Source organism: Luteibacter anthropi, from assembly GCF_011759365.1.
Lineage (GTDB): Bacteria > Pseudomonadota > Gammaproteobacteria > Xanthomonadales > Rhodanobacteraceae > Luteibacter > Luteibacter anthropi.
This window is the reverse complement of the sequence record NZ_JAARLZ010000002.1, coordinates 547,375-571,846: the sequence shown is the minus strand read 5'-3', so window position 1 is coordinate 571,846 and position 24,472 is coordinate 547,375. Positions and strand designations below refer to the sequence as shown.

At 65.8% G+C, this 24,472-nt stretch carries 18 protein-coding genes; 14 read left to right on the top strand and 4 right to left on the bottom strand.

What is annotated here, in order from left to right; translation table 11 throughout:
- Nucleotides 1-38: 38 nt before the first annotated feature.
- Nucleotides 39-566: a superoxide dismutase family protein gene (sodC, locus tag HBF25_RS05135; RefSeq protein WP_166946855.1), complete on the top strand. Its 528-nt coding sequence runs from the start codon at nt 39-41 to the stop codon at nt 564-566.
- A gap of 159 nt (nt 567-725) precedes the next feature.
- Here the strand turns inward: sodC and HBF25_RS05130 are convergent, their stop codons facing one another.
- Together HBF25_RS05130 and HBF25_RS05125 are read right to left on the bottom strand one after the other, a co-directional pair.
- Nucleotides 726-1,793 carry a GGDEF domain-containing protein gene (locus HBF25_RS05130; RefSeq protein ID WP_166946854.1) on the bottom strand — a complete coding sequence of 356 codons (1,068 nt, stop codon included), beginning with the start codon at nt 1,791-1,793 and terminating at the stop codon, nt 726-728.
- Nucleotides 1,794-2,047: 254 nt separating this feature from the next.
- Nucleotides 2,048-3,007, bottom strand: a complete 960-nt coding sequence (locus tag HBF25_RS05125; protein ID WP_166946853.1) for a CorA family divalent cation transporter — start codon at nt 3,005-3,007, stop codon at nt 2,048-2,050.
- A 167-nt stretch (nt 3,008-3,174) separates the two neighbouring features.
- Here HBF25_RS05125 and HBF25_RS05120 point away from each other — a divergent pair, with 167 nt between their 5' ends.
- The 4 genes from HBF25_RS05120 to HBF25_RS05105 all read left to right on the top strand — a co-directional run bounded on the left by HBF25_RS05120 (nt 3,175) and on the right by HBF25_RS05105 (nt 10,498).
- Nucleotides 3,175-3,465 (top strand): GNAT family N-acetyltransferase, encoded by a 291-nt coding sequence (locus tag HBF25_RS05120; protein WP_166946852.1) that lies wholly within the window; start codon nt 3,175-3,177, stop codon nt 3,463-3,465.
- Between the two features lie 54 nt (nt 3,466-3,519).
- Nucleotides 3,520-5,574, top strand: coding sequence for a S9 family peptidase (locus HBF25_RS05115; protein ID WP_341778042.1), 2,055 nt, complete (start codon nt 3,520-3,522; stop codon nt 5,572-5,574).
- Nucleotides 5,575-5,865: 291 nt separating this feature from the next.
- Nucleotides 5,866-7,413: a putative bifunctional diguanylate cyclase/phosphodiesterase gene (locus HBF25_RS22370; protein ID WP_166946851.1), complete on the top strand. Its 1,548-nt coding sequence runs from the start codon at nt 5,866-5,868 to the stop codon at nt 7,411-7,413.
- The gene (locus HBF25_RS05105) at nt 7,403-10,498 is read left to right on the top strand and encodes a ligand-binding sensor domain-containing protein (protein ID WP_166946850.1); all 3,096 of its coding nucleotides are present in this window, start codon (nt 7,403-7,405) and stop codon (nt 10,496-10,498) included. The genes HBF25_RS22370 and HBF25_RS05105 overlap by 11 nt, the downstream gene beginning before the upstream one ends.
- Nucleotides 10,499-10,738: 240 nt before the next feature.
- Here HBF25_RS05105 and HBF25_RS05100 read toward each other — a convergent pair whose 3' ends face one another.
- On the bottom strand, nt 10,739-11,221 hold the full coding sequence (locus tag HBF25_RS05100) for a YajQ family cyclic di-GMP-binding protein (protein ID WP_166946849.1): 483 nt from the start codon (nt 11,219-11,221) through the stop codon (nt 10,739-10,741).
- 81 nt (nt 11,222-11,302) lie between these two features.
- Between HBF25_RS05100 and HBF25_RS05095 the strand changes: the two genes are divergently transcribed.
- The 3 genes from HBF25_RS05095 to HBF25_RS05085 all read left to right on the top strand — a co-directional run bounded on the left by HBF25_RS05095 (nt 11,303) and on the right by HBF25_RS05085 (nt 13,766).
- Nucleotides 11,303-12,478, top strand: a complete 1,176-nt coding sequence (locus HBF25_RS05095) for a BaiN/RdsA family NAD(P)/FAD-dependent oxidoreductase (protein WP_166946848.1) — start codon at nt 11,303-11,305, stop codon at nt 12,476-12,478.
- 86 nt (nt 12,479-12,564) lie between these two features.
- Nucleotides 12,565-12,846, top strand: a complete 282-nt coding sequence (locus HBF25_RS05090) for a hypothetical protein (protein ID WP_166946847.1) — start codon at nt 12,565-12,567, stop codon at nt 12,844-12,846.
- A gap of 62 nt (nt 12,847-12,908) precedes the next feature.
- The gene (locus HBF25_RS05085) at nt 12,909-13,766 is read left to right on the top strand and encodes a dimethylarginine dimethylaminohydrolase family protein (protein ID WP_166946846.1); all 858 of its coding nucleotides are present in this window, start codon (nt 12,909-12,911) and stop codon (nt 13,764-13,766) included.
- Nucleotides 13,767-14,476: 710 nt separating this feature from the next.
- On the opposite strand, the gene HBF25_RS05080 is transcribed toward HBF25_RS05085, so the two are convergent.
- Nucleotides 14,477-15,352 (bottom strand): PhzF family phenazine biosynthesis protein, encoded by an 876-nt coding sequence (locus HBF25_RS05080; RefSeq protein ID WP_166946940.1) that lies wholly within the window; start codon nt 15,350-15,352, stop codon nt 14,477-14,479.
- 141 nt (nt 15,353-15,493) lie between these two features.
- On the opposite strand from HBF25_RS05080, the gene HBF25_RS05075 reads away from it, so the two are divergent.
- The 6 genes from HBF25_RS05075 (at nt 15,494) to HBF25_RS05050 (ending at nt 24,471) form a co-directional block, all read left to right on the top strand.
- The gene (locus HBF25_RS05075; protein WP_166946845.1) at nt 15,494-16,099 is read left to right on the top strand and encodes a rhomboid family intramembrane serine protease; all 606 of its coding nucleotides are present in this window, start codon (nt 15,494-15,496) and stop codon (nt 16,097-16,099) included.
- A gap of 166 nt (nt 16,100-16,265) precedes the next feature.
- Nucleotides 16,266-17,045, top strand: coding sequence for a histone H1-like repetitive region-containing protein (locus HBF25_RS05070; protein WP_166946844.1), 780 nt, complete (start codon nt 16,266-16,268; stop codon nt 17,043-17,045).
- Nucleotides 17,046-17,161: 116 nt separating this feature from the next.
- Nucleotides 17,162-17,653: a hypothetical protein gene (locus HBF25_RS05065; protein WP_166946843.1), complete on the top strand. Its 492-nt coding sequence runs from the start codon at nt 17,162-17,164 to the stop codon at nt 17,651-17,653.
- Nucleotides 17,654-17,750: 97 nt separating this feature from the next.
- A complete protein-coding gene (locus tag HBF25_RS05060) occupies nt 17,751-20,054 on the top strand; it encodes a DNA internalization-related competence protein ComEC/Rec2 (protein WP_341778041.1) in 2,304 nt (767 codons plus the stop codon).
- A gap of 89 nt (nt 20,055-20,143) precedes the next feature.
- Nucleotides 20,144-23,494, top strand: coding sequence for a GH92 family glycosyl hydrolase (locus HBF25_RS05055; protein WP_341778040.1), 3,351 nt, complete (start codon nt 20,144-20,146; stop codon nt 23,492-23,494).
- Nucleotides 23,495-23,811: 317 nt separating this feature from the next.
- Nucleotides 23,812-24,471 (top strand): MotA/TolQ/ExbB proton channel family protein, encoded by a 660-nt coding sequence (locus HBF25_RS05050; protein WP_341778039.1) that lies wholly within the window; start codon nt 23,812-23,814, stop codon nt 24,469-24,471.
- Nucleotide 24,472 lies beyond the last annotated feature (1 nt).

The window sequence follows — 24,472 nt, the reverse complement described above, 5'->3', positions numbered from 1 at the left end:
AGTATCCCCGGGTTTCCTACACTGGAAGGAGTGGCACGATGAAGAAGCTCGTGATCGTCGCGGCAGGTCTGTTCGTGTGTGCGTCCGCTCAGGCGGCCGATAAGAGCGTGGTGGTGCCGATGACCCTGGTCACCGCATCCGGCACCGGCGCAGCGGTGGGCACGGTCACCGTGACCGAGAGCGCCGGCGGCCTGGTATTAACGCCCGACCTGAAGGGGCTTCCGCCGGGTACGCATGGTTTCCATCTGCATGAGAAGCCCAGCTGCGCGCCGGGCGAGAAGGACGGCAAGATGGGCGCCGCGCTGGCGGCCGGCGGCCATTTCGATCCGGCGCACACCGGCAAGCATGAAGGCCCGGATGCCATGGGGCATGAGGGCGACCTTCCGAAGATCGAGATCGGCGCCGATGGCACCGATACCACGGCGGTTACCGCGCCGCGCCTGAAGAGCCTGGCGACCCTGAAGGGTCATGCGCTGATGATTCACGCCGGTGGCGACAACTATTCCGACCAGCCGGAGCCGCTCGGCGGTGGCGGGGCGCGGATTGCCTGTGGTGTCGTGAAGTAACGCCTGGCTTCGATCCGGTCGCGCGCAAGGCGCGCTCCTACAGGGCGTTGTGGTTTCGGTCGCGCGCAGGGCGCGCTCCTACAACGTGTCGTGTAGGAGCGCGCCTTGCGCGCGACCGGACCAGGGCGGTGCACAGGGAATCGCCCGGTACATCACCCCTCAAAACAAATCGATACTTCCCAGCGCCACTGGCGCCAGATCCCCCGACTCCGCCAGCGTCTCATAGCCGTGCACGCTGTCACGCCCGTTCTGCTTGGCGAAATAAAGCGCCTTGTCCGCACGATCCAGCACGATCTCCGGATAATCGCTCTCGGTGATCCGCGCATAGCCGATGCTCACCGTGACATGCCCCACCTGCGGGAACGTGTGCGAAGCGATGTACTGGCGGAAACGATCCAGCGCCGTATACGCCGTGCGTTCGTCATGCGCGGCCAGCAGCATCACGAACTCCTCGCCGCCGAAGCGGAACAGCACGTCACTCTGGCGGAAGTTGCTGCGCATCTGCTGCGCAAGCATCAGGATCACCTCGTCGCCATAGACATGGCCGTACGTATCGTTGATCCGCTTGAAGTGATCGATATCGAGGATGGCAAGGAAGATGTTTGCCCCCTCCTCGCGCACCAGGCGGCGGTCTTCCTTGCCTTCGGCAAGGGCCCGCGCCCGCTGCCGGCGATGCTTCAGCATCCGCTGCAGGCGGCGATCGAAGCTGCGCCGGTTGTACAGGCCCGTGAGCTTGTCGCGCTCGCTCTCGTTGAGCAGGGCGATGTAGTTGCCGTAGATCCGTGCGAAGCCCTCGACCAGACCGCGGACATCGTCCATGGCCTCGTCGGATTCCAGCATGAGGGCGCCCGTGGCGGCCTGCTCGCGCTGGATCGGAATCACCAGCCGGTTGAGGCCGGCGGGTGTGACTTCGCTGATCGCCTCCAGCTTCTCCATGGCACGGACGATGGTGTCCACCGGATCACCTTCGCCGGAGGGGTCCACGGCTTCGATCACGAAGGCCCCGGCGGCATCGCGCGAACAGACCACGACGGAATCGACCGGAAACTGGACGCTTTCGCCCCGCTTGCAGAGCGTGACGCTGCTGACCTTGACCAGCTCGGCCAGGGAAAGCACCAGGCTGTGGTCGAGTGCGTCGATGTCGCGGTGATGGGTGAACTCCGCCACGGAGGCGAGCAGGCGGGAGTCGGGCAGGGTGCCGGAGGGAGAGTGCCACGAAGCCCTCATGGACGCGGCTTCCCTGCGACGTGGTGTTGGCTACTGACAGGCACCGAACTCACCCTTCTTCCCCCGAGCGAGGTCGCGCCATGCGACCCCCATGTTCGCGTCAATGGATTGCCCGCCGGCCGGGCTTGCCCCGGGCTAGCGGCCGCGAGAGCGCCAACTTTAGGGCAAAATGGCTTCGGATTGTAAAAAATGTGAACCAGTTACGGTTTACAGGTCTTCCAAACCGGGCTGGTATTCTGTAACGCCGCAGTGGCTCAATCCCCCGACCACCAGCCCCGCCATTTGAAGAAGAGCACGGGCAGCACCATGCTCAGCAGAATGATCCCCAGCGCGATGGGATACGCATAGGGCAGGTCCAGCTCAGGCATGTCCTTGAAATTCATGCCCCATATGCCAGCCAGGATCACCGGCGGAATGGTTGCCACGGAGGTCACCGTGAGCACCTTCATCACATGGTTCTGGTCGGTGCTGATGAAGCCCAGGGCGGCATCGAGCAGAAACTGGAGCTTGTTGGTGAGCTGGTCGTCGAATTCGTCCAGCGTACGCAGGTCGTGGTCCACCACGCGCAGGCGCACCTCCACGTCGTCGGACATCCAGTCGGGCTTCTTGGCCCTCACGAAAGACACGATGCGCTGTACGCCGAGCATGGATGAACGGTTGCGGGCCTGGAGCCCCTCCAGCCGGCCCACCTCCAGCATGCAGCCGCGCAGGATAGGCGTGCCCAGGCGTTCGGGCGTGAAGATGCGATCGGACAGCTTCTTCAGCTCGGCAGAGACATCCTCCATACGTCTTGCCGCCAGATTGACGATAGCCTCGATCAGCGTGGCAAGTACGTCGGCGCTGGATTCCCAGCGATGCTGGGCGCAGCTCTCGCTTGCGAGGCGGAACGCGGGTGAATCGGAAAAGCGCAGCGTCATCAGCACGCGGCCGGTGACGACCAGGCCTACGGGGCCCGGGGTATGTCCATCGGCCGTGTCCGCAAAGTAGGGAATCGACAGATACATCGCGTCGTCGTCGGTACGGATGCGGCTGGACAGCGCAAGGTTCACCACGTCGCTGCGCTCGGGAACGCGCAGGCCGGTGATGTCGGCGGCGCAGCGCCGTTCGTCGTCGGAGGGATCGAGCAGGTCGACCCAGATGGGGGCATGTGGCTTGTCCATGCCCGTCGACCACTGGATGGGTGTCGGCTGGCCGTGTTCGTGGATGATGAGCACGTGGGGTGGTGTCCTCGACTGCCTGCGTTTGCACGGCCGCTGATGCGGCGCTGCGGGCAGTTTACGCTTCAAGTGTGGCGCCGATGTATGCGGATGACGCAGGCACCGCTTGACCCGGGAGCCCCGTGCGGCGGAACAATGATGGCTCCCCTTGACGGAGCGATGCGATGAACGACCAGGCTCATCCGCTGCACATCGTGCATGACGAGAAGCGGCATACCTTCGAAACCGTGGTCGATGGCCATACCTGCGAAATCGATTACCTGCTCGAAGGCACGGTCATGACCATCACGCACACTGGCGTCCCCGACGCGGTCGGTGGCCGTGGCATCGCCAACCTGCTGACCCGTTTTGCCATCCAGGTCGCCGAGGCGAAAGGCTGGAAGATACGTCCCGCATGTTCGTACGCGGCCGCATGGTTCAAGCGGAATCCGGAATACGCGCACCTGCTCGCCTGAGGCCGTGCCGGGTGTGCTAGCTTCACGTTTTCTGCACACCCGGAGCCCTTCACGATGCGAATGAACTGGATCGCCGCTGCCGTCGCGCTTGCCTGCGCGGGTGCTGTCCACGCCGAGAAAGCCGCGCCTGCGGCCGATCCGCGCATCGCGAGCATTCTCGACAACCTCGGCAAGGTACGCCCGATCGAATCGGTGGCCCTGTCGCCCGACGGGCGCCACCTGGCGTGGACAGTCAAGACCAACGGCAAGATCGTGCTCGAACTGGCCGACGCCGATGGCCGCAATGCGCATCGCGTCACCAGCAGCAAGGGATGCCGCGAACTGTCGGCCTCGTGGGCGTCGGATTCCCGACACCTGGCATTTCTCTCCGATTGCGCGGGTGGCAAGCCCGGCGTGGAAGAGGGCAAGCAGAATGATGTCTACGTCGTCGACATCGACACCAAGGCCGCGCCGCAGCGGCTGACCAAGCTCAACGGCTATGTGGACGGCCTGGAATGGCGCCCCGATGGCAAGGCACTGGCCTTCCTCTACGTGCCCAACGCCACCCGTCGCGCCAGCGCCACGGCGGCCGCCGGTCCGCAGGTCGGCGAGATCGGCGTGGACAACGTCGAGGTGCAGCAGGTGGCGATGGTCGATGCACGTGGCGGCGAGGCGAAGGCGATCACGCCCAATGGTCTTCACGTTTACGAATTCAGCTTCTCGGCAGACAGCGGCCGCCTTGCCTACGTGGCCGCGCAACCGCCGGGCGACAACAACTGGTGGGTGGCGCGCCTGTATGCGCAGCCGCTGTCCGGTGAAGCCAAGGCCGTTACCGTCGTGGATACCGCCCGTCTCGACGGTCCTCTGAAGGGTCTTCAGGTGGCCGTGCCGCGCTTCTCGCCCGATGGCTCGCGCATCGCCTTCATCGGCGGCCTCATGAGTGACCAGGGTTCCACCGGTGGCGACATCTGGACGGTACCCTCCGACGGTTCCAGCGCACCGGTGGATGTCACGCCCGGCGTGCGCACTACGCCGGCATGGCTGTCGTGGGCGGGCAACGACAGGCTCATCGTCTCCGAGGCGGTGGCAGGCGTGAGCCGCGTGTCGTCCTATGCGCTTCCTGCGCAGGGTGCCGCCACGGCCACCACGCTGTTCGAATTGCCCATGACCATCGGCGACGGTCGCCTGTCCATGTCCCTCTCGCTGGATGCGAAGACTGAAAAGGCGGCCTTCAACGCCAGCTCGTTCGAGCGCGCGTTCGAAGTGCACGTGGCCGATCTTGCGGGCCACGCTGCTCCGCAGGCCGTCACCTCCTTCAACGCGGGCCTCAAGCCCTCCTGGGGCAAGGCCGAATCGATTACCTGGAACAACGAAGGCCACGACGTGCAGGGCTGGCTGCTGTACCCGGCGGACTACGACGCATCGAAGCGCTACGGCATGATCGTTTCCATCCACGGCGGTCCGGCGGCTTCGGTGCTGCCGCGCTGGCCAGGCGTGGGCTACGGCCCGGCCCCGCTTTCCGCGCTGGGTTATTTCGTCTTCATGCCCAATCCCCGTGGCAGCTATGGCCAGGGCGAGGCCTTCGTGCAGGCCAATCGCAAGGACTTCGGTTACGGCGACCTGCGTGACGTGCTGGCTGGCGTGGACACCATCGAGAAATCGCACCCCGTGGACGACAACCGCCTGGGGCTCACGGGCTGGAGCTACGGCGGCTTCATGACCATGTTCAGCGTGACCCAGACCCAGCGCTTCCGTGCCGCGGTGGCCGGTGCGGGCATCTCGAACTGGCAGAGTTATTACGGTCAGAATCTTATCGACCAGTGGATGACGCCGTATTTCGGTGCCTCCGTCTATGACGATCCGCAGGTGTACGCCAAGAGCTCCGCGATCAATTTCATCAAGAGCGCGAAAACCCCGACGCTGGTCGTGGTCGGCGAGCGCGATGCCGAGACGCCGGCCCCGCAGTCGTTCGAGTTCTGGCATGCACTGCGTGCCCAGGGCGTGCCGACCTCCCTGGTGGTCTATCCGGGCGAGGGCCATGGCTTTGCCCAGGATGCCCATCGCAAGGATGTCCTGGCCCGGGCGCTGGCCTGGTTCGATCGTTACCTGTCTGCCGGAGGCGCTCACTGAGCCCATCTGCCGGCAGGTGGCAGGACGTCACGGATTGCGTTTTTCCACCGACCGATCATCATTCGTGCCTGGGTCGGTTCCGCTTCTCCCGAAAGCGGGCCGGTGTGACGCATCACGAGGCGCTAAAGCCGGAGGCGGTAGTGGCCGATACTCCATGGGATATCTCGCGTTCCGCGCCTGGCCCATGGCCGGTTCCCACGGCGCGGTCGTTTGGAATTTGGGTCGATCCGCCGGCAGGGACGCGCTTGTTCCGGCTTGTGGCGCATCCCGCAGGCAAGGCCGGAGCGTGGCGTGCTGACAAATCGTAGCGTCGAAAGCGGTCTGGACCTGGCCTTGAACAAGTGCGTGCACTGGCCTGCCATCGTGCCTGAAGCCTCCCATTGCGGTGGCTTCAGCACGGTGGGCGCCGGTCTGGGCTGGTTGATTGCCCTGATCGTGGTGGCTGCCGTGGCCGCGGTCGTCATCGCCTGGTTGTTCGGCCAGCGCCGCCGCCTGGCCGCCCGGTTGAAAGACCCCCGCGAACAGGCGCGCCACGCCCTGGCCTTCCACGCCTACCACGACACCCTCACCGGGTTGCCCAACCGTGCCTACCTCATGCAGGAGCTCGAACATGCGCTGGCGGGCCCCGACGCGGGCTCCCTGGCGGTGATGTTCATCGACCTGGACGGCTTCAAGTCCATCAACGACACGCTGGGCCATGAGGCCGGCGATGCCTTCCTGCGCGCGGTGGCCAGCTCACTGCGTAGCAGCGTGCGCGAGCGCGACACGGTGTCGCGTTTCGGCGGCGATGAATTCGTGGTGGTGGTGCAGTCCTACGGCGGCATGGAAAACCTCGTTCGCGTCTGCCGCAAGGTGCTCGACCTGGTGTCACAGCCGGTGAACGTTTCCGGCCAGTTCGTGGCCGTGAGCCCGAGCATCGGCGTGGCGGTGGCACCGCAGGACGGGCAGGTGGCCGAAACCCTCATCCGCAATGCGGATGCCGCCATGTATGCCGTGAAGGAAACCGGCAAGGCCGATTTCCGTTTCTACGAAGAGGGCATGCTCGAGCAGGCACGCGAGCGCCTGGCGCTCACGGTGGAACTGCGCGAGGCATTGCAGCGTGGCGAGCTGGGCGTGGAATACCAGCCCAAGCGCAATCTTCAGGACGGCACGCTCGCGGGTGTCGAGGCGCTTGCGCGCTGGCATCACCCCAGCCGTGGCGACGTGCCGCCGGCCATCTTCGTGGCCATCGCGGAGCGCTCGGGCCTCATCCATGCCCTGGGCGAATACGTGTTGCGCTCGGTGCTCAACCAGCTGCGCGAGTGGGACGATGCCGGCCAGCGCATCGACTACATCGCCATCAACCTGTCGATGCACGAGCTGAGCCGGCCGGCCTTCGTCGAAACCCTGCACCGTGCCGTGCGCTCGTATGGGGTCGACCCGACGCGTATCCGCTTCGAGCTGACCGAGTCCACGGCCATGCGCCAGCCGGAGGAAACCCTGCGCCAGCTGTTCAAGCTGCGCTCGCACGGCTTCGACCTGCTCATCGACGATTTCGGTGCCGGCTACTGGAACCTCGGCCATCTGCGCGAGCTGCCGGTGGGCACCATCAAGATCGACCAGTCCTTCGTGCGTGGCAGCCAGTCCAACCTGGCCGACCGGGAGATCACCGAGGCCATCGTCGGACTGGCCAAGAAACTCAACATGCGGACCATCGCCGAAGGCGTGGAGACCGAAGCCCAGGCCGACTGGCTGCGCAACCTGGGATGCGACGTCGGACAGGGCTTCTTCTTTGCCCGTCCCATGACCGCCGCTGCGTTCAGCCGCTATCTCGATCCGACCACCGCCTATGCCGGTTGACCGCCCGACGCGGCCTCGTAGCCCCTTCTTCCCGCGCGCCCGTCTCGCCCTGTTCGTCGCCTGCCTCTGCCTGCTGGCGGCGTTCGTTGCACCTGCACAGGACGCACCGGCGGCGGCCGTGGACCCGTGGGCGGTATTCGAGACCTCATGGTTCGACACGGTAGGTGTCACCGATGGCCTGCCGCATTCCACCACCACGGCCATCGTGCAGGACAAGCGTGGACTGATCTGGATCGGCACCTTCGGCGGGCTGGCCCGCTTCGACGGCTATCGCATGCAGGTGTTCGGGCAGGAGCCCGATTCCTACGCCGGCGCCGTGCTGCCTGATTCCTACGTGCGCGCCCTGATGCCGCTGGACGATGGCGGCCTGCTCATCGGTACCAATGCCGGCGGCCTGGTTCGTTTCGATCCGCGCACCAATCGCTTCCATGTGTATCCGATCGGCCCGGGCGGCACGTCCAACGGCAAGATCTTCTCCATCGCCCGATCACACCAGCCGAACGTGTTCTGGATTGCGACGGAAGGCGGTATCGACCGCATCGATGCAGGCAACGACACGATCACCCGTGAATCGGGCCAGCCGGGCGATGCCCACGACATGCTCGCGCGCACCTTCGTGGTGGCCGAGGACAAGGCGGGCAACCTGTGGGCGGGTGCCAACAACGGTCTTTTCATCCGTCGTCCGGGCCACCGGTTCGAGCGCGTGGTGTCCACCGATGCATCCGTGGACGAACTGCTGCACGACCAGGTCTGGGCGTTGCGCCAGGACAGCCTGGGCAGGATGTGGGTAGGCACGGGGCAGTCCGGTGCGTTCTACATCGACGAGCAGGGGCAGGGGCATATGGTGCCGGGGCTGTCCGGCAAGGGCGGCATGGCGCGTCGGCGCACCGTGCGCGCCTTCCACGAGACACCCGAGGGCGTGCTCTGGGCCGCCACCGACGGCGCTGGTGTCGTCACCTACGATTTCCATACCGGCCGCCTGCGCACGCTGAGCCACGACGCGGCGATGCCGTCGTCGCTGCCAGGTGACATCACGCGCGACATCTACCAGGACACCACCGGCAACATCTGGGTAGCCACCGAGCTGGGCGCCGCCCGCTACGATCCCAATGGCCGCAAGGTGTTCTCGGTGCTGCCGTCTCCGTTGCAGAGCCACACGCTTTCCAACGCCAACGTCCATGGCGTGTTCGTTGACCCGCGCGGACGCGTGTGGCTGGGACTGGGCATGGGCCGCATCGACGTGCTGGACCTGGGCAACGGCAGCATGCGCCACCTGCAACTGGGTGGCGAACAGGCCGAACGCGACGTGCAGGCCTTCGTGGTGGCGCCCGATGGTTCGATCTGGGCCGGTGCGCAGGGCATCTCCCGCATCGATCCGGATACCTTCGCCCTGCACAGTTCCATGGTGCCTGCGCTGGACAGCCGGTTGATCCTGTCGATGCAGCGCGATGGCGACGACATCCTGATCGGCACCTACGACGGCCTGTTCCGCTACGACACGGTCACCGGCGCGCTGCGGCAGATGCGCCATGACGATGCCGATCCCAAGAGCCTCGTGGGCGACCAGGTACGTCATATCGTGCGCATGCCCGACGCATGGTGGTACGCCACCATCAGCGGTATCAGCATTGCCTACGATGGCGAGCAGGGCTTCGTGAACCTGCGCCATGACCCGGCGACCCCGACGAGCCTGCCGCAGGATTACACCGGGTCGATGGTGTTCGATTCGCACCATCGCCTCTGGCTGGGCACGTTTGGCGGCATTGCCTACCTCGATCAGTTCAATCCGCGCGGGCCTTTCCGTTTCGGGGTGATCGGTGCGCGCGAGGGTCTGGCCAACACCAAGATCAACGCACTGCTGATCGATCACGACGATCGCATCTGGGCGTCGATGGCCAATGGCGTGGCCATGGTCGATGCGAACAGTCACAAGGTGTACGACCTGGGCGTTCGCGACGGCCTGCGTATTCCCAGCTATATCCATCGCGCCACGGCGGAAGCGCCGGGCGGCGAACTGATGTTCGGTGGCCTGGGCGGCCTTACCGTGGTGCGGCCTTACTGGGTGGCGCCGGAGGCGGCGCCTGCACGACTGGCCATCACCCATGTGTCGATCAACGACAAGCCGGTACCGCTGACCCTGGTGCCTGACGATGGCGGCCGGATCCGCCTCGATGGCGACGGGCGTAACCTGCGCGTGGATTTCGCGCTGCTCGATTACCGCGCGCCGTCCGAGACGCATTACGCCTATCGCATGGACGAGACCGACAGCGCATGGAACGAGGTCGCCCATGGCATTCCGCCCAGCGCGATCTATACGAACCTCGCCAGCGGCACCTATACGCTGCGGCTGCGGGCCACCACGCGCGGCCTGGATGCGCGTACGCTGGAATCGACGGTGCGGGTGGTCGTCACGCCACGTTGGTATGAGAGCGTCTGGACACAGCTGGCGGGGCTGCTGCTCTGCGTGGGCGCCTTCTTCGGGCTGGTTTACCTGCGCACGCTTTACCTGCGTCGTCGTGCCCAGGTCCTGCAGACCCAGGTCGATGCGCGCACCCGTGATCTCAAGGCGGCCAACGAGCGGCTGGCGCATCTGGCCGGCACCGACGAACTCACCGGTTCGCTCAATCGCCGCCGTTTCCTGGAGCAGGCCGAGCGGGTGAGGCAGGGCGCCGCCAACGACGGCATCCCCTTCAGCCTCGTGTTGCTGGACATCGACGACTTCAAGTCGGTGAACGACACCTTTGGCCATCTGGCGGGCGATACGGTGATCCGCGAAACGATGCGGGTGATCTCGTCGATGTGTCGTGCCGACGACCTGGCGGGGCGCTTCGGCGGCGAGGAATTCATCCTGTGCCTGCCGGGCGCCCTGGCCGAACATGCGCTGGACATCACCGAGCGCGTGCGCCACGCACTGGGCTCACTGCTGATCGTGCATGGCGACTACCGCATCCGCATCACGGTGAGTGCCGGCGTCGCCATGTGGCGCGCCCCGGAATCGCTGAACTCGCTGCTGGGCCGTGCCGACGAGGCGCTGTACGAAGCCAAGAACGAAGGCCGCAACCAAAGCCGCCTCGCATCCCTGTAGGAGCGCGCCTCGCGCGCGACAGCACATCGCGTTCCAGTGGTTCCAGCGATAACCCCCTTGTAGGAGCGCGCCTTGCGCGCGACAGGGTGTCGCGATCCAGTGGTTCTGGCGATAACTCCCTTGTAGGAGCGCGCCTTGCGCGCGACAGGGTGTCGCGATCCAGTCGGGTTTTCGCGACAACCGGTCGCGCGCAGGGCGCGCTCCTACAAGGGCGGCGTGCCGTTGCGCTTGCGCGAACGATCAGTCGCGGAAATTCTCGAACTGCAGCGGCACTTCCACATCGGCCTTGCGCAGCAGGGCGATGGCGTCCTGCAGGTCGTCGCGCTTCTTGCCCGTGACGCGCACCTTCTCGCCGTTGATCTGCGCCTCGACCTTCAGCTTGGCTTCCTTGATCTTCGCGATGATCTTCTTGGCAACCGCCTGCTCGATGCCCTGCTTGACGGTGATCTTCTGCCGGGCCTCGGCGAGGTTGGTCTCCACCTTGCCCTCGTCGAGCGCACGCAGGTCGATCTGCCGGGCCGACAGGCGGGCGCGCAGGATGGGCAGCATCTGGGTCAGGTGGAATTCGGTTTCGGCCTTCTGGGTGATGACGTTCTCTTCCAGCTCGAACTTCGCGCCGGTGCCGCGCAGGTCGAAGCGGTTGGAAAGCTCACGATTGGCCTGGTCGACGGCGTTGGTCAGCTCGTGCTTGTCGACTTCCGAGACGATGTCGAAGGAGGGCATGGGGACGATTCCTTGGAGTGGGCCGGCCGACAAGTTTACGCGACGGCGCTACCATATGCGTTTGCTTTGCTGGATTTCCCCATGGAATACGACGTCCTCGTCATCGGCGCCGGTGCGGCGGGCCTGATGACGGCCATCGTGGCCGGCCGGCGTGGCCGGCGCGTGCTGGTGGTGGACCACGCGAACCGGGCGGGGAAGAAGATCCTGATGTCCGGCGGTGGCCGCTGCAATTTCACCAACACCAACACCACCCCGGCCAATTTTCTCTCGGCAAACCGGCATTTCTGCAAGTCGGCCCTGGCCCGCTATACGCCGTGGGACTTCATCGCCATGGTCGACCGTCACAAGATCAAATGGCATGAAAAGTCGCCCGGACAGCTGTTCTGCGACGAATCGTCCAAGCTGATCGTGCGCATGCTGCTGGATGAATGTGCCTCGGCAGGCGTCCGTGTGGAGACGGGATGCGCCGTGTCACGCCTGCGTGCGACGGATACCGGCTTCGGTGCCGATACCGCACTGGGCCATGTGCGCTGCCAGTCGCTGGTGGTCGCCACGGGCGGGCTCTCCATCCCCAGCCTGGGTGCCACGGGCTTCGGCTACGAGATCGCCAGGCAGTTCGGCCATGCGGTACTGCCCGTGCGGGCCGGACTGGTGCCGTTGACCCTCAGTGGCAAGCACCAGGAGCGCTTCGACGGGCTGTCCGGCGTAGCCCTGCCGGTGGAGGCCCGGGTGGGCGAAGCGTCATTCCGCGATGCCATGCTTTTCACCCATCGCGGCCTCAGCGGGCCCTCGATCCTCCAGGTGTCCTCGTACTGGGAGCCGGGCGCCGACCTGCGCCTGGACCTGCTCCCCGGCATCGATGCCGGTGATGCCCTGCTTGCCGGCCGCGCGGAGCGACCCGCTGCCGAGCTGAAGACCGTGCTTTCAGGCCTCCTGCCGCGCCGGCTCGCCGAGCGCCTGTGCGAAATCTGGTTGCAGAACCGGCCGATGCGTCAGTTCCGCGATGCCGAACTGCGGGAGATCGGCGCACAACTGGCCGACTGGCCCGTGGTGGCCAGCGGCACCGAAGGCTATCGCACGGCAGAGGTCACGCTGGGGGGCGTGGATACCGATGAGGTATCGTCGTCCACGATGATGTCCAGGCGCCAGCCCGGGTTGTATTTCGTGGGCGAAGTGCTCGATGTCACCGGCCATCTGGGGGGCTACAACTTCCAGTGGGCCTGGGCCTCGGGCAACGCCGCAGGGCAGGCGGTGTGAGCCATATCCGGTCTTCACGCGAACCTTAACCTGCGTCAGCCAGAATCCGGGACGCACGATGTCGTGCGGCTGCGCAGGTAGCAAACATGTCGGCAAGCTGGAAAACAGTGTACGAGGGACAGCACGAAGGCCGTTCGGTGACGGTCCGTGAATCGGGCGACGGCACCTTCAAGGTGCTGACCCGGCAGAACATCCACGACGAAGGCATCGCCTATCAGGATGGCAAGACCTTCGTGCACGTATCGCCCAGCAGCGTGGGCGAGCAGGTGGAAAGCGAGGTCAACTCCCGCGATGCCCTGCGCGAGGCGCTGAAGGAACTGCATTTTTCCAGTGACACGGTCTCGGCCATCGTCGAACGCCTGCACTGACGACCCACGCAGGCTTTCTGCCATGATGGGGCTTCGTTCCCCATCAAGGCGAGCTGGCGTCCATGGCAGAACCGACCCCCCCGATCTTCGAGCGCACCGTACCGCGCGTGCTGATGTGCGCACCGACATATTTCGAGGTCAGTTACGTCATCAATCCATGGATGACGGGTCATGTCCACGACACCACCAGCGAACGATCGCAACGCCAGTGGGACGCCTTGCGCGAGACCATCGCCCGGCATGCCGACGTGGTCGTGCAGCCTCCGACCGAAGGCCTGCCGGACATGACTTTCGCCGCCAACGCGGGGCTGGTGTTCGGTAACTGCTTCGTGCCGAGCCGCTTCCGGTATGCGCAGCGGCAGGGTGAGGAGGCCCATGACAAGGCATTCTTTGTGCAGCATGGTTTCGATATCGTCGAGCTGCCCGAGGATGTATTTTTCGAAGGCGCCGGCGATGCGCTGTTCGACCGGGGCACGGGCCGGCGGCTATGGATGGGCCACGGGCACCGGTCGGACCTGGCCGCTGCCGCGGAATTGGCGAAACGGCTGGATATCGAGGTGTTTCCGCTGAAACTCGCGGACCCGAGGTTCTATCATCTGGATACCTGTTTCTGTCCGCTGGCCGATGGGTACACGCTGTATTTCCCCGCCGCCTTCGATGCGGCGTCGCTGGCCTTGATCGAGCGCCATGTACCGCCCGGATTGCGTATCACGGTGCAGGAGCATGATGCGGTGGAATTCGCGTGCAATGCAGTGAACCTGGGGCGCGTGGTGATCCTGAATCGCGCGAGCCCGGGTTTGCGCTCTCGACTGGAAGCCGCCGGATTCATGCTGATCGAGGTAGCCCTCGACGAGTACATGAAATCCGGCGGTGCGGCGAAGTGTCTTACATTGAGGTTGGACGAGTCCGCTAGCAGCTGACCCTGGCGTTGAAACGGCAAGTTGCCAGTTTGCGACACCCCGCCTATCCCCTCACGTCGTCCCTGTGAAAACAGGGACCCAGTGCGGTGCGGTGGATTTTCGCGAGAGGGCTCCCTACACACAAGCCGATGCAACGTGGCGGTGTTTACTGGTGAACTGGGGCGCTGGGTTCCTGCGTTCGCAGGAACGACGAGCTGTGAGATTGCAACTCCCCGCCTATCCCCTCACGTCGTCCCTGCGAAAGCAGGGACCCAGTGCGGTGCAATCGATTGTCGCGAGAGGGTCACCTACACACAAGCCGATGCAACGCAGCGGTGCTTACTGGTGAACCGGGGCGCTGGGTTCCTGCGTTCGCAGGAACGACGGGTTGCGAGATTGCAACTCCCCACCTACCCCTCACGTCGTCCCTGCGTAAGCAGGGACCCAGTGCGGTGCAATAGGTTTTTGCGGCGGTGCCACCTACACACAAGCCGATGAGGCGTAGCGGTGTTTGCTGGTGAACCGGGGCGCTGGGTTCCTGCATTCGCAGGAACGACGGGTTGCGAGATTGCAGCTCCCCACCTGTCCCTCACGTCGTCCCTGCGAAAGCAGGGACCCAGTGCGGTGCAATCGATTGTCGCGAGAGGGTCACCTACACACAAGCCGATGCAACGTGGCGGTGTTTACTGGTGAACCGGGGCGCTGGGTTCCTGCGTTCGCAGGAACGACGATCAGATGTCCTGCCAGTCCACCGTGCCGTCGATGATCGTGTTGGTGCGGCCGCCGACCCAGACCGCCTCACCGTCGATGCGGATGATGATGCGGGCATCGTGTCCCACCTCGCGGCCCTGGCTCACGATGTAGCCGCGTGACAGCGTGCCGCTGGTATCGCGGGCGGCCACGTAGGCGGCGATGAGGCCGTTGGCGGCGCCGGAGGCCGGGTCTTCGACGATGCCTACGCCTGCGGGAAACGCGCGCACGGCGAGGCCTTCGGCCGAGCGGGCGAAGACGCACAGGCCCAGGGTATCGGTGGACAGGGCGAGGCCACGAATGGCTGCGTGATCCGGGCGCCAGGCGCGCAGTTCGGCTTCATTGGCAAATTCGGCGACCCACCAGCGGCGTCCGCCCTCGACGCAGGCCGGGGGCAGGGTGCCCAGGCGCACGCCATACAGCACCGACGACAGCGTTTCGCCGCCGCACGAGCCGTCACCCACGATGCGCGCCTTCGGCGACTGGACGAACAGTTCGCGGGACGGGCCCTCACCCTCGACGAGGATGGGCAGGACGCCCGCACCGCACTCCTGCCAGACGATGCCATCGGCACCAGGCCGGATCAGGCCGGCGTCCAGCGCGGCGTGCGCACTGCCGATCGTGGGGTGCCCGGCGAAGGGAATTTCCTTGCTGGGCGTGAAGATACGTACGCGATAGTCGGCCTTCGGCTCGCGCGCGGGAAGCAGGAACGTGGTCTCGACCAGGTTGGTCCAGTGGGCGAAGCGCTGCATGCGCGCGTCGGACCAGCCGTCGGCCTCGACGACCACGCCGAGGGGGTTGCCGCCGCCGTGGCGGGCGGCGAAGACATCGAGCTGCTTGTAGCGGATGGAGGACATCGGGGGACGCCAGGAGCGGGGGGGATGGCGGGACATGATAGCCGTCCGGATGCCCGGGGGCACCGGCACGGGGAATCGACATCCGCCCGCGCAGCCGCCAAGATGCGCGCTGGCTAGACGCGTAAGGACGCAGTTTCACGCATGATCACGCTGCTCATCATCCTCGTGACCTGTGTGGTCTCGATTATCGCTTTCCGTAACCAGCGCCTCATGGATGACCTCATCCTGTGGCCGCCGGCCCTGAGCCGCAGCCGCGAGTATTACCGGCTGGTGAGCTACGGCCTCGTGCACGCGGACGGCGGTCACCTGTTCTTCAACATGTTCTCGCTGTATTTCGCCGGCCGGATCATGGAAGGCTTCTTCACTGCGGCCATGGGCCCCCTGGGCTTTCTCACCTTCTACATCGGCGCGCTGGTGTTCTCGATCCTGCCGTCCTACCTCGCCAACCGCCGCAATGCGGGATATCGCAGCCTGGGCGCTTCCGGCGCCGTGTCGGCGATCCTGTTCGCCTTCATCATGCTGAGCCCCTGGTCGAAGATCTACCTCATCGTGATCCCGATGCCGGCGATCCTCTACGCGATCCTGTTCGTGGTGTATTCGGTGTACATGGACAAGCGCGGCGGCGACAACGTGAACCACAGCGCACACCTGTGGGGCGCGCTCTATGGCGTGCTTTTCACCGTGGCGATGAACCCGGCCGTGCTCCCCCGTTTCCTGTCGCTCATCTCCCAACCGCAACTCTTCTGAGCCTGAAGCTGAACTTTTCCGACACTTTTATGTGACTTCGGGCCACAGCTGTTACATCATTCAACTGCCCGGCGCGCAATGCGGTTCGCCGCATTCGTCCGGCATGCACGCGACTTTCCCCGGAGGGGGCCTTCGCGTCCGCAATTACCGCAGGAGGAATGAGCGCATGGCAACGACCCGAAAGTCCGCCGCGAAAACATCCGCGGCACGCAAGACGGCAACGAAGAAGACCGCACGCAAGGCGGCCGCCAAAAAGGCCCCGGCAAAGAAAGCCGCTGCCAGCCGCAAGGTGGCCACGAAGAAAACCGCCCGCAAGACAGCCGCCCGCAAGGCCGTGAAAAAGGCGGCCGTTCGCAAGACCGCCACCCGCAAGGCTGCTCCGCGCAAGGCAGCGGCGAAGAAAGCGGTGGCGAAGAAGACCTCCGCACGCAAGGCCGTGGCGAAGAAATCGCCGGCACGCAAGGTCGCGGCGAAGAAGGTCGCCACTCGCAAGGCGGCGGTGAAGAAGGCTCCAGCCCGCAAGGTGGCGGCGAAAAAAGCCGTGGCAAGGAAGACGCCTGCGGTAAAGACTGCTCCGACCAAGGCCGCCACTAAGAAGGCCGTGCCCAAAAAGACGGCCCCTACAAAGGCTGTGACGAAGCGCAGTGCGGCTCCCGGGCTCGTTACCCGTCCAGCCGCACCGCGCACGAAGCCACGCGCCAAGCCGGCCGAAGCGCCTGTGGCGCATATCACCCAGGAAGAGGCCGTGGCCCACATCCAGGCCTTGCTCGACGCCAAGCGCGAACGTGACAGGCAACCACCGGCATGGCCCGGCGCAGACGCCCACGGCAATCCGGGCAGCGAGCCGGGCAACGAGCCCAATCCGGCGCCGAAGACGCCATCGCCCGAAGCCAGCTACGCCAACAGCGCGCACGAGCGCGGCGACCAGCAGAAGAACAAGGGCTGACACGCTCAGCCTGAATGCAAGGAAAGGGGCGCACGGGCGCCCCTTTCCTTTTAGCGTGTGTTCAACCGACGAAGCGCAGCGTAGGACATAACCTCTCACACCTTGGTTATCGTCCCATGCGCCGGCTCACCCTGTGCTTGATCGCTCTGGCGGCCACCTTGCCGCTTGCGGGTTGTTACTACGATCCGGATTACGGATATGTACGCAACGGCACGGGCGGGGATGCCTACTACGGCACCGAAACCACGACAGTGGTCTCTCCCGGTTATGTCGATCCGGGGTTTGGCTACTACGACGGTTACGGCTATGGGCCGGGCTGCTGCTATTCCACGATCGGTGTCGGCACCGTCTGGTACCACGACCGCTATCCGGGCTATTACGGCCGTGACTGGCATGGCCGGCCGCCGCCGGGAGGCTGGCATGGCGGTGGCTGGCGCGGTCCTCCGCCGGGTGGCTGGCGAGGCGGCGGTCACGGCCCTCCGCCGGGCGGTTGGCACGGTGGCGGTGGGCATGGTCCTCCGCCAGGAGGCTGGCATGGGGGCGGCGGGCGTCCGTCCGGCGGCTGGCATGGAGGCAACGGAGGCAACTGGCACCACGACGGGCACTGATGACGACCCGTGGCGGGCATGGCCCGCATCGATGTCCGGGCGAATGCGAGGCGTGAAAACACTAGCCTGACCAGCCCGTCTTCTGGCTGCAGGCTGCGTGATCCGACGCCCGCCATTTTCCCTGCCATCCGTTGCCATCGTGGCACTGCTCGGTTGCACGGCCGTGCAGTCGCTGTCGCAGCTACCCCGGCCCTCCGTGGCGCTCGTGGCGTGTGCCCTCTTCGTTGCCGCGTGCATCTGGCTGCGTCATTCGCCGGCGTGTCACGTCACGCTGCTGCTGGCCTTTGCGGCATGGGCCGCCTTTCATGGCCAGCGCGCCATGGATGCCCGCCTTGCGGCAGGGGCCGAGGGGCTTGATGTACCGGTGGAAGGGTATCTCGCAGAACTGCCCCGACAACGTGGCGTGGATCGGACGTTCGTGTTTCGCGTGGACACACGCCAGGCCTCCGGAGCCCGCCTGCGAGGAAACATCCGCGTCACCTGGTATCGCCCACGCGGCAATACGCCGGCCCCCTGCGAACGCTGGCGGCTGCTGCTGAGGCTGCGCCGCCCGCGTGGCGGCGTGAATCCTGGCGGTGCCGACATGGAACGTACGGCGCTTCAACGAAACATCATTGCCACGGGCTACGTGCGCGAGTCGGGCGAGAACCACCGGCTAGCCGTATCGACCTGCGTGGATGGCTGGCGGGACACCATGTCACACGCGCTGGATCGCGCCGTCGGCGCCCACGAGGCGCGCATGCTCAAGGCACTTGCCCTGGGCGACACCCGTGGGCTGGACGCGGCCGACTGGAACACGGCGCGGGCGACGGGTACCTCGCATCTCATCGCCATCTCCGGCTTTCATGTGGGGGTGGCGGCAGCCGGAGGCATCGCGGCGATGCGCTGGATCTACCTGCTGCTTCCCGTTCTGGCCGGCCTGCTTCCCAGGCCTGTCGGGCAGGCGCTCGCAGGTCTTGTCGTTGCCGGCACCTATGGTGTGTTTGCAGGGCTGGGCCTGCCCACGGTGCGCAGCCTGCTCATGGCCTTTGCCATCGTCCTTGCCGGTGTCGCGCGCCGCCGCGGGCGTGGATTCCATCTGCTTGCATTGGCTGCCCTGGCGATGCTCGTGGTCGATCCGCTCTCGGTGCTTTCGGCGGGGTTCTGGCTGTCCTTTGCCGGTGTCGCCTTTCTGATGCTCTGCGTGTCCGGGAGCATCGGCGGCTGGCGTTCCCGCGTGGCAGCCATGCTCAAGGCGCAGGCGGCCATGAGCATCGCCTTGTTGCCTTTGTCGTTATGGCTGTTTGGTACGGCTTCGTTGCTGGGGTTTCCGGCAAATCTCGTGGCAGCTCCCGTGGTCAGCTTCGTCGTCGTGCCACTGGCGCTGCTGGGTTGCCTGCTCGCACCGTGGCCCTGGCTGGCAATGGTGCCCTGGAAGTTTGCCGCACTGGCGATGGGCTTTGTCGGTGGATGGCTCGATGCCATGGCCCGGTGGCCGGGCGCACACGTTGCCGTGGCCGACAGCGGTGTGCTTACGGTGTTGCTGGCGACGCTGGGCGCGGCGTGGTTGTTCGTGCCCCGGGGCGTACCGTTGCGCATGTATGGCGTGGCGTTGTTTCTGCCGCTCGCGATGCCGCGTCACGAGGTGCCCGCGCAGGGCGCGTTCCGCATCTGGGTGCTCGACGTCGGCCAGGGGCTGGCTGTGCTGGTGCAGACGCAGGCACATACGCTGGTTTACGACGCCGGGCCATCGTGGCCCGGCGGGGACGCGGGGCAGGGCGTCGTGCTCCCTTCGATATCCGCGCTGGGCCTGGGCACCCTCGATGCGCTGGTGGTGAGTCACGGCGATAACGATCATGCAGGCGGTGCAGCGGCCATCGTCGCGGCGTATCCCACGGCACGACGATGGTCCGGCGAGCCGGAGCGCCTGCCGTTCGCATCGGAGCCTTGCGTGCCTGGGGTGCACTGGCGCTGGGATGACGTGGATTTTCGCTACGTCGACACCGGCGCGGGTTCTACCGACAAAGGCAACGAACGCTCGTGCGTACTGCTCGTCGAGGGTGCGGGGGGCAGGTTGTTGCTCACCGGCGATATCGGTGTCCGTTCGGAGCGGCGGATGGACCCGGGTGCCCTGACCTCGGCGCTCCCGACGGTGACCACCGTGGCCCATCACGGCAGCCGGCATTCCTCGGACGCCGTCTGGCTGGCAACGGTGAAGCCCGCTATCGCCGTGGCCTCGGCGGGGTGGCGCAATCGCTTCGGTCATCCGCATCCCGATGTGCGGGCGCGCCACGAAGCGGCGGGCACCCGGATGCTGCTTACCGCCGAGAGCGGTGCCGTCGCCATCGATTTTCCCGCCGATGCGCCGCCTCGGGTGCATCGCGAATGGCGCAGGCCGAAGGATCGTTACTGGCGTGAGTGAATCGGCGCTTCGTGTTGCGGCGCAGTTTGACATATCAAATTTAGAACGATTTAAATGAACGGATCGACCAAGAGAGAAGGGGTTCAGGGGTGAAGGCATCGAAACAGGTATGGGGCCGGGCTGCGCTGGCCCTGGCAGTGGCTGTCGCCTTGCTGCCCGCGGGCGCATGGGCAGCAGATCGTGGCTTCTCCTCTTCCTTCGAGAAGGGCGATCCGACGCCCGTGAAGGCCGCTTCGGGTGGCCTGTCCCTGAGCGTGGTCGGTGGACCGCCGCAGGACGTCGTGCTCACGGCCAAGGCAGATGTCGGCTTCACCGGCATGCATTCGCTGCGCTACGCCGCCACATCGACCGGGGCCCCTCTCTCGGCGAAGCTGTTCAGCGTGAATCAGGCCATCGAGGCCGGCACCCAGCTCTCCTGGCTTGTCTTCCCGCGCTCGGTGAAGGACGACCTGTCCAATCCGGCCAATTACGTCTCCATCGATCTCGTGTTCGACGACGGCTCGCGGCTCTCCGCGCTGAACCTGGCCGACCAGCATCGCGTACCCGCGACCGCCGCAGGGCAGGGCGCCGGCCGGGTGCTGTATCCGGACCAGTGGAACTACGTGAGCGTGGATCTTTCCGCAGCGAAGGGCCGTCATGTAAAGGCTATCGAGGTCGTGACCGATGCCCCTGCGGGCAAGGCCTTCGAGGGCTGGATCGACGATGTGCGCCTCGGTGCCGCCACGACGGTGGCCAGCGACCGGCCTACGGATCATGTGGACACTCGTCGCGGCTCCAACGCGAACGCCAATTTCTCGCGTGGCAACAACTTCCCTGCCGTGGCCGTGCCGCACGGCTTCAATTTCTGGACGCCGGTGACCAACGCCGGTTCCAACTGGCTTTACCAGTACCAGGATCGCAACGGCCCGGATAACCGTCCGCGCATCGAGGCTTTCCAGCTTTCGCACGAACCCAGCCCGTGGATGGGTGAACGCCAGACCTTCCAGGTCATGCCGGCCCAGGTTGCTGCTGGCGCACCGGCGCTGAAGCGCGAAACGCGCGCCCTGTCGTTCGGTCACGATGCCGAGCTGGCGCATCCGGATTACTACCGCGTGCGCTTCGACAACGGCATCGTCACCGAGATGACGCCGACCGACCACGCGGCGATGTTTCGCTTTACCTTTACCGGCAAGCGCGCGCAGCTGGTGTTCGACAACCTCAACGACCAGGCGGCCGTGACGCTCGACCCCGAGGGCCGTGCGCTGCAAGGCTGGTCGGACGTGAAGAGTCACCTCTCCACGGGTGCCACGCGCCTGTTCTTCTACGCCAGCTTCGATCGCCCGGTGAAGGAAAGCGGCCGTCTGACCGGTGAAAAGCGTGACGCCGCGTCTGCCTGGTTCGGCTTCGACACGTCAGGCCACGACAGCCGCACCGTGACGATGCGCATCGCCACCTCGCTCATCAGCGTGGATCAGGCCAAGGCCAACCTCGCGCAGGAAATCGCTGCAAACGACAGCTTCGACACCGTGCGCGAGCGCGCCCGCAAGGCGTGGGACGACCAGCTCGGCATCATCAAGGTCGAAGGCGCCTCGCCGGACGAACTCACCACGCTGTATTCCAACCTGTACCGCGTGTTCCTGTACCCGAACCACGCCTACGAAAACACCGGCACGAAGGACGCCCCGGTCTGGCGGTACGCCAGCCCGTTCTCGGCGGCCGTGGGCGAAAATACGCCCACGCAGACCGGCGCCCGCGTGCTGGACGGCAAGCCCTTCGTCAACAACGGCTTCTGGGATACCTATCGCACGGCGTGGCCGGCCTACGTGCTGCTCACTCCGGTCGAAGCGGGCAAGATGATCGACGGCTTCGTGCAGCAGTACCGCGATGGTGGCTGGATCGCGCGCTGGTCGTCACCGGGTTATGCCGATCTCATGGTGGGCACCAGCTCCGACGTGGCCTTTGCCGATGCATGGCTGAAGGGCGTACGCAACTTCGACGTGTCGTCGTTCTACCAGTCGGCGATCCGCAACGCGTCCACCGTGAGCGATATCAAGGGCACCGGCCGCAAGGGCATCGAGCGCTCGCTGTTCAACGGCTACACCGACGATCACGTGGCCGAAGGCCTCTCGTGGTCGATGGACGGCTACATCAACGACTTCGCCATCGGCAACCTCGCGGCAGCCCTGGCGAAGGACAAGCCCACCGGCGACAACTATGCCTCGTACGCCGACGACGCCCGCTGGTATGGCGCCCGCGCGCTGGGCTACGTGAACCTGTTCGACCGCGACGTCGGCTTCTTCGTGGCGCGCGACCCGGCCGGCAAGTGGCGCTGGGATGCGAAGGATTTCAATCCGCTGCGCTGGGGCGGTGACTACACCGAGACCAACGCCTGGAACATGGCCTTCCATGCACCGCAGGATGGCGCAGGCCTGGCGGCACTCTACGGCGGCCGTGAAGGGCTGGGCGCCAAGCTCGACACCTTCTTCTCCACGCCGGGCAAGTTCGACGTGGGCGACTACGGCGACGTGATCCACGAGATGCTCGAAGCGCGCGACGTGCGCATGGGGCAGTACGGTCATTCCAACCAGCCCTCGCACCACATCATCTGGATGTACGACGAGGCCGGCCAGCCGTGGAAGACGCAGGACAAGCTGCGCGACGCCGTATCGCGCCTCTATGTCGGCAGCGAGATCGGCCAGGGTTATCCGGGCGACGAGGACAACGGCGAGATGTCGGCGTGGTGGCTGTTCGGTGCCGCCGGTTTCTATCCGCTGCGCATGGGTACGCCGGAATACGTGATCGGCGCGCCACACTTCCCGCATATGAGCATCCGCACGGAAACGGGCGCGGTGATCGACATTCGTGCCCCGGGTGTAAGCGATACGAATCGCTACGTGCAGTCGCTGACGGTGAACGGAAAGCCCTGGAACCGCCTGGTACTGCCGCACGAGCTGCTGGCCAGGGGGGCGACGCTGGATTTCGTGATGGGTCCGAAGCCGTCCACGTGGGGTACCGGCGCCGATGCGCGGCCGCCGTCGATCACGGCCGATGGCGCCATGCCGGCACCGTTCCACGATGTCCTGCGCAAGGAGGACGTGACGCTGGACGGCAAGGCTTCTGCTGACGTCGCTGCCGCGGTCGACAACGATTCGTCGACCGAGCTGGCGCTGCCCACCGGCAAGGCAGTGATCGTCGATCGCCTCGCCGCTCCGGCCACGGTGGCGATGTACACCATCACCTCGCCAGCCACCGCCACCGCGCCGTCGGCATGGAAGCTTGAAGGTTCCACCGACGGCAAGCGCTGGACGGTACTCGACCAGCGCAAGGGCGAGGTCTTCCCGTGGCATCGCCAGACGAGGGCCTTCACGGTAGAAAAGCCCTCCACCTACGCTCACTACCGCCTGAGCTTCGATGGCACGGCCCCCGCAGCCGTGGCAGAACTGGAACTGCTCAGCCGCTAACACCACCCCTGTAGGAGCGCGCCTGCGCGCGACCGGTCCAGGGCGAATCACTCGCTCCGCGCCGGTCGCGCGCGAGGCGCGCTCCTACAGGGCTGTCGGGTGTCCGGTTGCAGGGGCGCCCGGGCCTCACATCGCGTTGTAGGAGCGCGCCTGCGCGCGATCGGTCCAGGGCGAATCACTTGCCCCGCGCCGGTCGCGCGCGAGGCGCGCTCCTACAACAGCCCCGGGGGCTTGCGGCCCGGGTTGTGAAGGGCGGCGCAGTCCCGAGGGCGGGCCCTGCTATCATGCCCGCCTGAATTGGTACCTCCGGGGTTCACGTGCTCGAGATCCTTCTGGCTGGTGGCTGGGCGCTGTTGCCCATCCTCGTCTGCTCCCTGGTCGCCCTGGCGATCGTGTTCGAACGTTTCTGGGCCCTGCGTCGTGCGGCCGTGCTTCCTCCGGGCCTTGGCGCCGAAGTGCGCCAGTGGGCGCGCTCGGCGCAGCTCGATGCGGCCCACCTGGCGGCGCTTGAGAAGGGTTCGCCGCTGGGCGAGCTGTTTGCCGGCGCGCTGGCCGTGCGCGATCGCCCGCGCGACATCATCAAGGAGCGCATCGAGGACACCGGCCGCCATGTGGTCCACCGCATGGAGCGCTACCTGAACACCCTGGGCACCATCGCCCTCATCGGCCCGCTGCTCGGCCTGCTGGGCACGGTCATCGGCCTCATTCGGATGTTTCTCAACGTGATGGCCGGCGGCATCGGCGACCCCACGAAGATGGCCGGCGGCATCGGCGAAGCGCTGATCTGCACCGCCTTCGGCCTGGTCGTATCCATCCCGGCCTACGTGCTGCACCGTTACTTCCGCTCGAAGGTGGGCGGCTACGTGGTGCAGATGGAAAAAGAGGCCACGGCCCTGCTCGACGATCTCTCGGCCCCGCGCACGGCGCCGCGTCGTCGTACCGCCACGCCGGAAGCCGCGGCTGCGCAGGCCGATTGAT